Annotated in this window: 8 protein-coding genes; 3 read left to right on the plus strand and 5 right to left on the minus strand. The window is 51.4% G+C overall.

Features of this window, described 5'->3' with window-relative positions:
• Positions 1 to 81: 81 nt before the first annotated feature.
• From dnaK to HHL17_RS10660, 3 genes are all read left to right on the plus strand, one after another.
• The gene (dnaK, locus tag HHL17_RS10650) at positions 82 to 1,986 is read left to right on the plus strand and encodes a molecular chaperone DnaK (protein ID WP_169224700.1); all 1,905 of its coding nucleotides are present in this window, start codon (positions 82 to 84) and stop codon (positions 1,984 to 1,986) included.
• Positions 1,987 to 2,185: 199 nt separating this feature from the next.
• The gene (locus tag HHL17_RS10655; RefSeq protein WP_169224701.1) at positions 2,186 to 4,807 is read left to right on the plus strand and encodes a 4-alpha-glucanotransferase; all 2,622 of its coding nucleotides are present in this window, start codon (positions 2,186 to 2,188) and stop codon (positions 4,805 to 4,807) included.
• Position 4,808: 1 nt separating this feature from the next.
• A complete protein-coding gene (locus HHL17_RS10660; RefSeq protein ID WP_169224702.1) occupies positions 4,809 to 5,825 on the plus strand; it encodes a dipeptide epimerase in 1,017 nt (338 codons plus the stop codon).
• Here HHL17_RS10660 and HHL17_RS10665 read toward each other — a convergent pair.
• From HHL17_RS10665 to HHL17_RS10685, 5 genes are read right to left on the minus strand one after another with little or no spacing between them, the layout of a single operon-like run.
• Positions 5,822 to 8,416, minus strand: a complete 2,595-nt coding sequence (locus tag HHL17_RS10665) for a hypothetical protein (RefSeq protein ID WP_169224703.1) — start codon at positions 8,414 to 8,416, stop codon at positions 5,822 to 5,824. The genes HHL17_RS10660 and HHL17_RS10665 overlap by 4 nt on opposite strands.
• Positions 8,413 to 10,767 carry a hypothetical protein gene (locus HHL17_RS10670; RefSeq protein ID WP_169224704.1) on the minus strand — a complete coding sequence of 785 codons (2,355 nt, stop codon included), beginning with the start codon at positions 10,765 to 10,767 and terminating at the stop codon, positions 8,413 to 8,415. The genes HHL17_RS10665 and HHL17_RS10670 overlap by 4 nt, the downstream gene beginning before the upstream one ends.
• Positions 10,751 to 11,530: a hypothetical protein gene (locus tag HHL17_RS10675; protein ID WP_169224705.1), complete on the minus strand. Its 780-nt coding sequence runs from the start codon at positions 11,528 to 11,530 to the stop codon at positions 10,751 to 10,753. Before HHL17_RS10675 ends, HHL17_RS10670 begins: the two co-directional genes overlap by 17 nt.
• A complete protein-coding gene (locus tag HHL17_RS10680) occupies positions 11,503 to 12,639 on the minus strand; it encodes an AAA family ATPase (protein WP_169224706.1) in 1,137 nt (378 codons plus the stop codon). Before HHL17_RS10680 ends, HHL17_RS10675 begins: the two co-directional genes overlap by 28 nt.
• A 51-nt stretch (positions 12,640 to 12,690) precedes the next feature.
• Complete coding sequence (locus HHL17_RS10685; RefSeq protein WP_169224707.1) at positions 12,691 to 13,317, minus strand: hypothetical protein; 627 nt, start codon at positions 13,315 to 13,317, stop codon at positions 12,691 to 12,693.
• Positions 13,318 to 13,341 lie beyond the last annotated feature (24 nt).

A 13,341-nucleotide genomic window follows, 5' to 3' on the forward strand; every position in this document is an offset into this window, starting at 1 on the left:
ATTTTTTTGCTTGGCATAATCATTGACAAACCTAAGACAAATAAGACTTTTAACTTACAACTAAAGGAGAATCTTAATACTATGGGAAAAATAATAGGCATTGACTTAGGAACTACCAATTCATGCGTTGCCGTTATGGAAGGTAACGAACCGGTAGTGATTGCCAATGATGAGGGAAGGAGAACGACCCCGTCAGTAGTGGCATTTTTGAAAAACGGAGAAAGGAAAGTAGGTGACCCTGCAAAGCGTCAGGCTATTACCAACCCCGTTAACACCATTATGTCAGTGAAGCGTTTCATGGGACGTCATTTTGACGAAGTGTCCAACGAATTGACGCACGTTAGCTACAAAGTGGTAAGAGGTGATAACAACACCACCCGCGTTGATATTGATGGCAGATTATATACGCCGCAGGAGATTTCCGCAATGATCCTGCAGAAAATGAAAAAAACGGCCGAAGATTACCTGGGCCAGGAAGTATCAGAAGCGGTGATCACCGTTCCTGCTTATTTTAACGACGCTCAGCGTCAGGCGACCAAAGAAGCCGGTGAAATTGCCGGTCTGACTGTACGCCGTATCATCAATGAACCTACCGCAGCCGCTCTGGCATACGGTCTCGATAAAAAACATACCGATACTAAAATCGCTGTATTTGACCTCGGTGGCGGTACCTTCGATATCTCCATCCTGGAACTGGGCGACGGTGTGTTTGAAGTAAAATCCACTAACGGTGATACTCACCTCGGTGGTGACGACTTCGACAAAGTGATCATGGACTGGCTGGCCGACGAATTCAAAAAAGACGAAGCGGTAGACCTGCACAAAGACCCGATGTCCTGGCAGCGTCTGAAAGAAGCTGCTGAAAAAGCTAAAATCGAGCTGTCTTCTTCTGCTGAAACAGAAATCAATCTTCCTTATATCACCGCTGTTGACGGTGTGCCTAAGCACCTGGTGAAAAAACTCACCCGCGCTAAATTTGAGCAACTGAGCGACAGCCTGGTGGAAAGAACACTGGAACCTTGCCGTAAAGCCCTGAAAGATGCAGGCATGAATACCTCCGAGATCGACGAAGTTATCCTCGTAGGTGGTTCTACCCGTATCCCGAAAATTCAGGAAGTGGTAGAGAAATTCTTCGGTAAAAAGCCGAACAAAGGTGTAAACCCTGATGAAGTGGTGGCCGTAGGTGCTGCTATCCAGGGCGGTGTACTCACCGGTGAAGTAAAAGATGTACTGTTGCTCGACGTTACTCCGCTGTCTCTCGGTATCGAAACCATGGGCGGTGTGTTTACCAAACTGATCGAATCCAACACTACTATTCCGAGCAAAAAATCCGAAACCTTCTCTACTGCCGCTGACAACCAGCCTAGCGTGGAAATCCACGTGCTGCAGGGTGAAAGGCCAATGGCTAACCAGAACAGGACCCTCGGACGCTTTATCCTCGGTGATATTCCTCCGGCTCCACGCGGCGTTCCGCAGATCGAAGTGATCTTCGATATCGACGCCAACGGTATCCTGCACGTAACTGCCAAAGATAAAGGCACCGGTAAAACGCAGAATATCAAAATCGAAGCTGGTAGCGGTCTGAGCAAAGATGAAATCGAGAAGATGAAAGCGGAAGCAAGAGCCAACGAATCATCCGATAAAGAACAACGCGAAAAAATCGAAAAGCTCAATAAAGCAGACAGCCTGATCTTCCAGACAGAAAAACAACTGAAAGAATACGGCGATAAAGTACCTGCTGATAAAAGAACAACTATCGAAACAGCGCTCAATAAACTGAGAGAAGCCCACAAATCCCAGGACAGTGCACAGCTGGATGCTGCTACTACTGAACTGGAAGCTGCATGGACCGCTGCTTCTGAAGAAATCTACAAAGCATCTCAGGGTCAGCCGGAAGGTGCTACTGCCGGTGCCGGCCAGCAACAAGGCCAGCCCAACGCAGGCACAGACGGTGTAACCGATGCTGAGTTTGAAGAAGTGAAATAAATCCATTTAGGGATTTTTTGATTTTCGATTTTTTGATTTCGGGGATCAAAAGAGGATAAAAAAGACCGAAGCAATAAGATTGCTTCGGTCTTTTTATGCTGTACAACCAATTCGTTTGGGGCATCCCCGAAATCAAAAAATCGAAAATCAAAAAATCCCTAAATAATTTTTACATTGTTCCCGCTTAGCCAGGGAACAGATGCATCAGAAATTACGGTTTTACCTTCGTTACCACACCCATTACGGGCAGGAAATTTACCTGCTGGGAAATATTCCTGCACTGGGTAACGATGTGCCGCACCAGGCCCTCCGCCTGCAATGGGAAAATGACGACTGGTGGAGCGCTACTATCCATATTACTACCGACGCCCCTTTTGTCCTCCAATATCAATACATACTCAGGGAACTGGAAGAAGTGACCTACGAAGGCGGTATCCGGGAAATATCGCTCGATCCGGCCCAGGAAACGTATCAGTTCACCGATACCTGGAGCTATGCCGGACAGCCACAACATGCCTGGCAAACGGCTCCTTTTACCCGTGTGTTTTTCCGTCATCCGGTACAACAGCCCGACAGCCGCCATGCCACCCACCTTTTCCGGGTACAGGCCCCCCTGCTGCCAGCCGGCAAAACCGTTTGCCTGCTCGGTAATGTCCCGCAACTGGGTAATTGGAACATTGAAACACCACTGCTGCTGCAATATGATGCCCAGGGCTGGTTTACCGCTGCGCCGAAGCTGCCGGCCGCTACTACTGCACCTGTGCGGTACAAGTATGGTATCTACGATCTGGACAATCACACTTTCGAGTGCTATGAAAACGGCCCTGACAGGGAATTGCCGTCTTTCGCTACCGGTGGCCTGACTGTGCTGCATGATGATTTTGTGCGGAGGGATTATCCCCACTGGAAAGGCGCCGGTGTATCCGTGCCCGTATTCAGCCTGCGCAGCAACGAAGGTTTTGGCACCGGTGAATTTGCAGACCTGGCGCCGCTGGCACAATGGGCACGGCAGGGCGGGCTGCAACTGATACAGCTGCTGCCGGTCAACGATACGATCAGTACCTGGACCTGGCGCGACTCCTACCCGTATGCGGCCATCTCCTCCTTTGCCCTGCATCCGCTCTATATCCGGTTGCAGGACGTTGGCCAGCTACCGGATAGCCATCCGCTGCAACGGCAGTTCCATTCGCTACGGCAATGGCTCAACGAAAAAGAAGACGTAGATTATGAAACCGTACTGTCTTATAAACTGGCCTATCTCAAAGCTCTTTATGAAGCAGAAGGGGAGAAGCTGCAAACCCGTGCGTATTGGCAGTGGTTTGCTGCCAACGAGCACTGGCTGCTGCCCTATGCCGTTTTTTGTTACCTGCGTGATAAATACCATACCAGCGATTATTCCCGCTGGCCGGAATATAACCAGTACGACTATACGGCTATCAACCAGCTGGTGATAGCAGACAGGGCTGCGGCAGACACTGCACACTTTTATTTTTTTATACAGTATCACCTGCACCTTCAGCTGCAAAGTGCCGTGGAGGCCGTACACCAGGAAGGAATAGCCCTGAAGGGAGATATCCCCATCGGTATCTCCCGCTACAGCGCAGATGCCTGGATGGACCCCGGCCTTTACCACCTGGACGCACAGGCCGGCGCGCCACCCGATAGTTTTACGGCAGAAGGACAGAACTGGGGTTTCCCTACCTACAACTGGAAGAAAATGATGGCTGATGGCTGCGATTGGTGGCAGCAGCGGCTCCGGCATATGTCGGTTTATTTTGACGCCTTCCGTATAGATCACATCCTGGGTTTCTTCCGCATTTGGCAAATACCGGAAGATGCCGTACAGGGGCTGCTGGGGTATTTTCATCCAGCCATTCCCGTTAGCCGCGAAGAACTGCTGCAGAAAGGCATCCCATTTGAAGAGGAACGTTTTTGCAAACCCTGGGTTACTGACGTTATGCTGGACGAGATTTTCGGCAGTTATGCGGGGATTATTAAAGACCGTTACCTGTATACATTGCCCAACGGGCACTACGCTTTTCAGGCACATTGTGATACCCAGCGTAAAATCAGGGCGCTGCAACTGCCGGAAGCCGTGGAATCGGCCCTGTTCCGCCTGATAGCGGACGTGTTGCTGATAAAGGTCACGAAAGGGGAAAGGGTGATGTACCATCCGCGTTACGATCTGGCTTCTACCGCCTCTTTTGCCGCACTGGACACCGTTGCACAGCAGCGGTTGCAGGCGCTGTACCATCATTATTTTTATGTACGGCAGGAGAGCTGCTGGCGTAAGGAAGCCATGCACAAGCTGCCCCTTATCAGAAGGGCCACCCGTATGCTGATCTGTGGCGAAGACCTGGGCATGGTGCCACACTGTGTGCCCGGTGTCATGCAGGCACAGGGCATCCTGGGACTGGAAGTGCAGCGCATGCCCAAACACAGCGGACATGATTTCGCCGCTATTTTTGAGGCGCCCTACCTGTCTGTGCTGACCCCGGCCACCCACGATATGAGCACGCTCAGAGGGTGGTGGGAAGAAAACGCAGGCATCTCCCGAAAATATTATCAACAGGTATTAAAACATCCTACACCTGCCCCGCAACATGCCAATACTATCCTGATAAAGGAAATTATCGACCAACACTTGCAGGCTAACGCCATGTGGCGTATCTTTCAAATACAGGACCTGCTGGCAGCCTCCGGCTACATTCCGGACCAGCATCCTGATAAGGAAAGGATCAATATTCCCGCAGTGACACAACATTACTGGAGATACCGAATAAATAAACCAATTACGGATTACGAACTACGAAAGTTTTAAAATGAAACTCACACTTTATCCTTTTGAGCTGAAATTCCGCCACACGTTCACCATTTCACGTAAATCGAAAGACGTACAACCCTTACTGGTAGTGGAACTGCAGCAGGATGGCCTGTCCGGCCTCGGAGAAACGGCCGATAATTCCTATTACAATATGACCGTGCCCCGGTTGATGGAATCCATCAACGCCCACCGCCCGTTTATCGAGAGCTATACACTGGACAAGCCGGAAGCTTTCTGGAAGGACATGTTCCCGTTATTGCAGGACAATATGTTCGCCCTTTGTGCACTGGACCTCGCGGCATGGGACCTGTATGCTAAACGGCAAAACAAAAAGCTCTATGAAGTGTGGGGACTTAATATCTCCCATAATCCACTGACAGACTATACCATCGGCATAGATACCATTGAAAACATGGTGAAGAAATTAAAGGAGTTCCCTTGGCCGATCTATAAAATTAAACTGGGCACTAAGGAAGATATTGCGATTATCACCGAGCTCAGAAAGCATACCACTGCTGTATTTCGTGTGGATGCCAACTGCGCCTGGGGTGTGGAAGAAACACTGAATAATGCAGCCGCCATGAAACCGTTGGGCGTGGAATTCATCGAGCAGCCGATGCCGGCAGCAGACCTTGAAGGCATGAAAACCGTTTTTGAACAATCTGCGCTGCCGGTAATTGCGGATGAGAGCTGTATCGTGGAGCAGGATGTAGCCCGTTGTCATGGCTATTTCCACGGTATTAACATTAAATTGACCAAATGTGGCGGCATCACGCCGGCGCTGCGCATGATCAAAGAAGCGCGGCAATACGATATGAAGATAATGACCGGGAGCATGAATGAAAGCACTGTCGGAACTTCCGCCGTGGCGCATCTGTTGCCCCTGCTGGACTACGTAGATATGGACGGGCCGCTGTTGCTGGCCGAAGATACCGCTGATGGTATCCGTATTGACAACGGCCGTATTATTTATGCCGACAGGCCCGGTGTGGGTGCTGTGCTGCGGCAGGCTTAAGCCGGCAGGTCACAAATACTGAATTGCCCTTCTTCATCCAGGATGCCGATACAGTGAGGCTGCGGCATGGGGAGTAAGGCCCTCACAGTGGCAGCTGTGGTATACTGCGCAACATAGGTGGTGGTTACCTGGCTGCCGCTGACTTTATATATCGCTACTTTCAGCCGGTCGCCGATGGCCAGCCGGTTGTGAGGCAACCAACTCAGTATAATATCACGTGTAGCCGATGATGTTATATATCCACTTTTAGCGCTTAACAATTTCCCGCCAAATTGAACGATCACAACTCCCTGAACGGTGGCCACGGCCAGTGTTATACCATACAATGCAGTGGTGGCGCTCATGTGCAATATTTCTGCGCCCATTGGGAAGGCCTCCAGTTGCCCGTCCCAGGCGCAACGTAGTATGTCTGTTCTGTTGAAGAAGTAGAAAAAGCCCTGATGAAAAAAGACTTCCTGAATTTTGCCGTAAGGCTGTTGTAAGAGGAATGGTTTCCCTTCCAACCGGCATTCTTTCGGATTGCCAGCAGTACCTGACGAAGTATAGTCCCTGAATACCAACACACCGTTGGCGGAATAAAGTGTAATGATAAACTGTTCTGTGATACTGACCCCGAACAGGTTTTGCGGGAGCCAGGAAGGCATTTCAATGGTAAGCCTATCCTCGGTTTCGGGGGCCGCCAACCCTTTTGCCTGCAATGAAGGGAAATCTCCCAATAAAAGAACACGGTTGGCACTATTGGGTTGGAAAATCATGGTGATAAGCAGGGGATGGAGAATACCCATCTTCCATAGGTGATAGTACCATTTTTTCCCCATGTCGAAGTCCAGCAAATAAACACCGTTTTCACTGAAACCCGTAAACAACATTTGTTGGGGTAACCGTGTGCCACTTAACCATTTCACGTCTTTGGCAAATTGCAACACCTGTAATGGGCGCATGGTAACCGGGGCTGCCTGTTTGTGTCCGGTGTAGTGGTTAATGTCTTTCTGTAGCAGTTTGTCATCAGGAATGAAATACCGGAGGTATGCCAGCAACGAATCGTCATGGCGTTGCAACCGCTTGTTCACGATCTCATAGGTGATATCCAGACCGGTATCCCGGATGGCTGTTTCCGGGTGCTGGACAGTCACGTCTTTCAGCACCATCAGGAGGTCTGTTTCATGGCCGGCAGGCATATGGTCACGGTAAACAGTTTGTATGGCTTGTTGCAGGTGGTTGGTCTGCAAATCAAAATATTGTTTCAGCGACTGTTGCGGATCGATTTTTTTCTCCCAGCTGGTCAACAGCAACTGGCCAGCGAGCGTGTTGTCATGCATCTTTTCCCGTGCTATCCGGGCGGCAAATTGATAGTTGCCGTGCTTCAGTGCGAGATCGATCATGCATTGATATTCCAGCATGGCCAGATCATGCTGGTGGAGCAATATATACAGGTCGCCGGCTTTTTCATGCATTTCGATACTGATGTAGATGTCAACAGCTTCTTCGAGGAAGCCGCCTTTTTCCAAAGCTGCTGCGGCGGCTTTGTGATTTTTCAGATGATCGAGATATAAAGCAGCGGCCTCCCGGTAAAAGCCGCCTTTTTCCAGTACGTTAGCGGCCATGTTGTAATCACCTAACAGGTGCGCATAGATGTAGGCAGCTTTGCGGTAATCACCAGCAGCGATGGCCTTTTTTGCTGCTTCAAGGTACTTCTCCCGCAGCGACTGCTGAAAGTCTCCTACGTTCCAATAACTGACCGGACCACCTCCGCCCAGGTTGCCCAGCGAAAAATTGGTGTCTCTCCGTCCCAGGGAAGTGCCACTGTCCAATGACATGCCCCTTGGTGCATAAGGACTGTCTAACGGTATCGCATACTCGAGCGCTTTGTTGTAATCGGTATCAAAGAGATCAGTGAGGCGTTGCAGGGCCTGTTGCCGCAATTGATCGGATGACGGTGATTTTGTAGTACGGAAAGGGCTCACCATGGTGAGCAGGCGTAGGAGCTTGCTGAAGAAGGAGGGGCGCTTCGTCTTTGCCGGTGTGGGAATAATATCTTCCAGTGGTTGATGACCGATTTCCTGTTGGATGTCGAGGAAGATGGTATCAGTGGCCACTGCTTCCAGCAGCACTCTTTTTAACGAAGGAGCGGGAAGCGTCCCCATGCGCGCATGTTCCCAGTCGGCAGGCAATGGCGGGGAGAATGTCAGTAGAGATGACAGCGGGATCAGCTGGTCATGATGGAAGCCGGTAAATCCCAATACGGGGTGGAGTATTTGCTGGTCCCATATCAACAGCTTTTTTCGTTCGCCAGTCGTCAACGCAGGCGTCAGCACGGCGTTGACAGGGATAAAGAGGTTGTCCAGTTGCTGATAAGGATATTGCAATAGTTCCGGGAAAGGCGGAACAGCGCCGTTGAACAGCACCAGCAAGCCCGCTGTGGCAGCGCTGTCGCGCTGCGGTACGGGGAGGGCTTTCAGCTGTTCCATCGGCAGCTGCCACCGGCTGATGGCATCGAGCCATTCACCGGCATGCCGCCCGTATACGAAAGCTGCGGCGATATTGGTCGTCGGTGCTGCATCATGATATTGTAGACCCAGTGTTAGTTTCATCTTAATTGAGCAATAAACCGGAGAATGTATTGACTGAAAAAGGTATCCACCGGAACAACAGTATCTTCTTTATGTAGTTGAAAATACGTATTACCGGCGAAGTGATAGTTGGCCCAGGCAGCTGTGGGTGCGCCCAAAGCTGCCACGATCACAATATCGGGGATACTGCTATCGGAGCTGCGCAGGTACAGCAATCCGCGGCTATAGGTGATATGGCTTCCATCTGCCCAGGTGAAGCGTGTTTGTTCAACGTAAGGAGTACCAGGAAGCGGAATGATTTCCGGCCCGTTATTGACAGGTTTCCGGCCGGCCTTGAATTTCTTGCGCTCTGACAGCCACAGAAATGTAACACCTGTGTAGATGCGGACTACATGTAAGCGCCTGTTTTGTATGATCAGTTCACCTTCCTCACTGATAAATATCTCCTTCACCACGGAAAGGCCGGAGATGTGCTTACTCATGGCACGGTACAGCGATTTGTGTTCTGTTGTTCTTTGCCGGTACATCTGTGCTATGTCGGGCGGAGTGTTTTCTGCATCGTCATGAACTGCTCCGGTAACGGCATTCACCTTTTTAAAGGAAGGGGAAAGGCAGAACTCATCATTACGCAGGCTGACGGAATAGTTCTCTCCTGGCACGTCTGTTACTATCCGTTTACAAAGAAAGGAATTGTCCTGTTGTGTAAAATGATACAGTATCAGTGTGGGAAACATTGATGTTTGTACCAGCAAACTAAAGGAGTTGTCCGGAAGCGTCAGCAACGTGAAAGTTCCTTGTTCCACATACCTGCAGCATTCCAGTGCGCCTGTTTTGGAGTTGCTCCGCCATTCCACCCTGCCACAGCGGTTAATGGAAATAATACCAGGAATTCCGGCCACTTCCCTGCTGAAAAAGTGACCTGGTTTGTTTTTGATGTTGGTAGCTGGGAACCTTACTGGTGGTTGGTCTTCCTGGCGAATAAGGAAGGAAGACGGAGAGCCCGTTTTCAGGGAGGGGCTTGTCATGATTTCTTCCAGGTTGATCTGTGCATGACTGACCAGTTTTTTCCTTCCGCCGGAATAATGATAACAATAAAGCGCTCCTCCGCGGTCCACCGTCAACAGAAAATCCACTTTAGGTGGATGAGTGTTCAGTATAGCCTGTATCTCGGGATGGGCTGCGGTTTTCTCACAAGTGACCAGGTAATATTCGGTATCCGTTTGTTTTTCTGCCAATGCGGAAGACAAGGCATCGGCCATATGTAGTCCTTTGTCCAGCAATGTCAGTGCGCTTACTACGCCTGAAGGTGTGCCCAGGTCCATAGTGTAGGTATCGCTGTCTCCCAAAGCTATGGAGATGATGGTACTACCTTTTTCCTGTTGCTGATGACAGGCCAACGCTGTGGCCATACCAAAGGCACGGGGCATGCCCCACATTTTCAGGGTAATGTCCAGCAGGATGACGACGGTCTTTTTGCGATCAAGCGGTGGTTCTTCCCGGCGCAGGTACAACGCTTCGTTGTTGGCAAGGCGTGCGGTCAGCAACAGATCGTCCTGCGCCAGTTCGCTGATCAGCAGGCGATCGTAAGCACCTTTGTTGGTAATGTCTGCGTAGCCGCCCAGCTGATGCGCACCACTGTTGTAGGTATGCATGGGCACATGGATGGCAGCCATGATATGCCTGGCCAGCCGCGCGATGCCGGCAGTTTGTTCACTGCCTTCCAGTTGCGTTAGCAGATCACTGTGTCCCGGCAATGGCAGTTCAACCGGCAGTGGTTGCAGTTGAATAACGTCGGGTTGTAACGCTGCCAGCAGCGTGGCCCGGTCCGGAAATTTTTTGCCTGCCTGTGCCAGCCAGTCCAGGTCGAGATTTATGGTATCGAAAATTGTCTCATCGTCGCTGTAGTTACCGGGTGTAAAGTGTTCCAGCACTTCAGCGGCCTGTTGATTATTGATATATGGTTTAATGTCATCGAACAGTGTTTTCAGCAGATGGGCTTGTTGATGGTAAGCCCGTAATTCAGCTGGCAGAGAATGTACCAGTTCCAGTAAATGGCAGGAATAGTTCAATGCATCGGCAACACCTTGCTGTAGTTCGTGTAATTGCTGTAGTCCCGGTGCAGCGTAGGCATCATTGACATGTTCTTTTAGCTGCCACGTAGTGAGGGCAGCATGGGTGTGGCTCTCCTTACAGGCACAGAGGACGAATAGTATACTGCCCAGCGGGGGCCATCCTGGTGGGATCATTTTCCATAAAAGCCCTGTGAGGGCTTCGGTGTAGCAAACCGTGAAACCGTTGTCCAGTTCGATCACCTGGCCATCTTCGCCCCATTTCCAGCAATAGCCACGGGTAAGTTCAAAATACGTTGTCATAAGTTTCAGGTTGCGCAGGGCCGGAATGGGTAGCGCGGATGCCGCGCCGGGTGGCCGGTACCAATGCATGTTGCGGAATACGTTCCCAGCTGCCGTCGGGATGGAACAGTAACAGGTATTCGTGTTGTGGGTCCAGCTGCTGTATGATAATCGATGTAATGCCGGCCGGCTGCAGGGCAAAGCCAGCGGGTAACAGCAGTTGCTGCTCTTTTACATAAGCTTTGCCGGGAATGGCAGGCAGCGGGTGACCGACGATCAGCACCCTGTCCTTGTTGTCTGCGGCAAAGGAGAGTTGTTGCAGCCGTATAGCCGGTGCTGTTTCTCCGTAGATGTGCCAATGAGCTAGGGTGGTGAGCAGGGCGGTCGTTTCGCCCGGTTGTGCTACCGGTATTAATGTAATGCCAGCGCCCTCGGTGACGGGATGCGGCATGCCTGATACGGGCAGCGACACCGTCAGCCATTTGGGTAGTGGCTGCCATGGCAGGGAGTTGTCCAGTATAGCCGTTGGCGTTATATCGCCTTTCTGGAAAAGCCGTTGCGCGTTATCCACATACCAGGTACAGATGGCCGGCAGCTGTAATAGCAGCGGGTGTACCGGTTCTATGGCGGAGATACCTCTTAGCCACACGGAAGTGGCGTCTGCCGCCGCTTCCAGTCCGGGCAGATGCCTGACAGTTCCCAAGGCGGCGTACTGCTGTAAGGGCAGTTGTAATATGATGCCGGTGAATTGCGGCGTCATGACTGCTGCATGATTTGTTGCCATAGTGCGGTAATCGGTTGCATGACATATTCACGACGGGTGGGGTTGGTAATCCATTCGCAGCGGCCGTTGAGGTAACGCAACCGGTCTTTGATGGAAGCCTTGTCAGCCGGTGAAATGGCAGTGTCATTCCATTGAATGGTCATCTCCTGTAGTTCACGGTATATTTCATCTGCATTGGGAAGGCCGCTATGGCGTGCCCGGGGATGTTCCTGTTCTCCGGCGGGTTCACTGTTGATCATCTCATCAACGATGGCCGCGATAATGGGTTGTTGTTCTTCCGTATCCCAGATATAACGCAGTACCCACATGTCAGAGCGTTGTGCGGTGGTCCTTTTGCTGATCAATGCGCTGGCAGCGATGAGGCGTTGCAGTTTTACCGCGCGGCGGTCGGATACTTGTAAACCTGCATTGCGCAACTGTTGGATGAGTGTGAGATAATCTGGTCTGATAGCATCCAGGTTAACCAGCCCGATCTGCTGTTGCAGCTGGAAGATATCATCATGGCTGATGGAGGTGGCTGTGCTGTCGTTTGCCTGTTCCAGCTGCCATCCTGCCTGTAGAACGGAGGATAACAGTTGCGGATCTACGTAGTCACATTTCACTCTTATCAGAAAACGATCGTATAATGCCTGTAGCGCTTCATCTTCCGGCAGGTGGTTGCTGGCGCCAATAACCATGAGGGCCGGCAGTTTACGGGTTTCGCGTCCCCTGCGGAACACCCTTTCGTTGAGTACCATCAGGAGACTGTTGAGAATGGCGCTGTTGGCGTTGAGCAGTTCATCCAGGAAGATGAAGGAGGCTTCCGGCAACATGCCTTCTGTATTGGTGATCAGCTCACCTTCCCGCAGTTTACGGATATCGAAGGGGCCAAAGATTTCGTTGGGCTCTGTGAAACGGGTGAGCAGGTATTCAAAAGTATGGCCGTCGATGTGGCTGGCCAGTGCTTTGACCAGGGCGCTTTTGGCGGTACCCGGAGGTCCCAGCAGGAAAAGGTTTTCACGTCCGGCTAGGCAGATGCCCATGAGGTCGATGATATCTTCTTTTCCGATAAAGGTGTGCTTCAGTTGTTGGAGCACCTGATGGAGTTTGTCTACCAGTTGTTCGTTCATAGTATATGGCGGTACCGCTGCGGGGCAGGGGATTGGGTTAATGTGTATGTTTTAGTCCCGGAGGCTGTCGTGAAATCCGGGCCACAGCAGATCGGCGTAGTTGCCGAGGGCGGCTTTGACGGCGGTCATGACGGTGGGGTTACTGCATCTGCCGGTGTCCTTGCTGGCGATGACGCGGTCGGTGTAGGCCAGTAACAGCGAAGGATGTCCGGTGATCGCGGTAACGGCCGTAGCCGGGAAGATGTTCATACCGGTGGACGAGAACGGCCATTGGGCGGCTGTTTCGGTGAGGCGTTGTACCAGTGGGTCTGCGGGGGCGAGGTCTTTGGCCATGCTGAGCAGGTCTGGCAGGTAACGCAGGCACAGGTCGGCGGAATAAACGGCTTCCGGTCCGGCGGCTCCGGGATGTTTAGGCAACCATTGATCGATACCGGCGTTGTCGATATGCCGGAGTTTAATCAGCTGTGCTGCCCTGTAGATAAAGCCGGCTGCCCATAGTGCGGTATCGCTGTCGAACGCAGGTGCTTGTCCGGGCATATCAGTGAGATCGTGCTGATAATAATTCAGGAGTACCTTCCGGGTCTCCGTCAGGTCATCCTGGGCAAAGGGATGGACCACAGTGGCTACAGTCACTTGTCCATCGCGGACCAGGGTGGTTATAAAAGAGGATAGATTCATAGGTTGCTGTTGTCATCTATGCGT

The organism is Chitinophaga fulva (assembly GCF_012927205.1).
GTDB lineage: Bacteria > Bacteroidota > Bacteroidia > Chitinophagales > Chitinophagaceae > Chitinophaga > Chitinophaga fulva.

What these genes read in the sequence shown, in the direction of transcription:
- dnaK (WP_169224700.1), top strand. Translation starts at nt 82, where the DNA reads ATGGGAAAAATAATAGGCATTGACTTAGGAACTACCAATTCATGCGTT.
- HHL17_RS10655 (WP_169224701.1), top strand. Translation starts at nt 2,186, where the DNA reads ATGCATCAGAAATTACGGTTTTACCTTCGTTACCACACCCATTACGGG.
- HHL17_RS10660 (WP_169224702.1), top strand. Translation starts at nt 4,809, where the DNA reads ATGAAACTCACACTTTATCCTTTTGAGCTGAAATTCCGCCACACGTTC.
- HHL17_RS10665 (WP_169224703.1), bottom strand. Translation starts at nt 8,416, where the DNA reads ATGAAACTAACACTGGGTCTACAATATCATGATGCAGCACCGACGACC.
- HHL17_RS10670 (WP_169224704.1), bottom strand. Translation starts at nt 10,767, where the DNA reads ATGACAACGTATTTTGAACTTACCCGTGGCTATTGCTGGAAATGGGGC.
- HHL17_RS10675 (WP_169224705.1), bottom strand. Translation starts at nt 11,530, where the DNA reads ATGGCAACAAATCATGCAGCAGTCATGACGCCGCAATTCACCGGCATC.
- HHL17_RS10680 (WP_169224706.1), bottom strand. Translation starts at nt 12,639, where the DNA reads ATGAACGAACAACTGGTAGACAAACTCCATCAGGTGCTCCAACAACTG.
- HHL17_RS10685 (WP_169224707.1), bottom strand. Translation starts at nt 13,317, where the DNA reads ATGAATCTATCCTCTTTTATAACCACCCTGGTCCGCGATGGACAAGTG.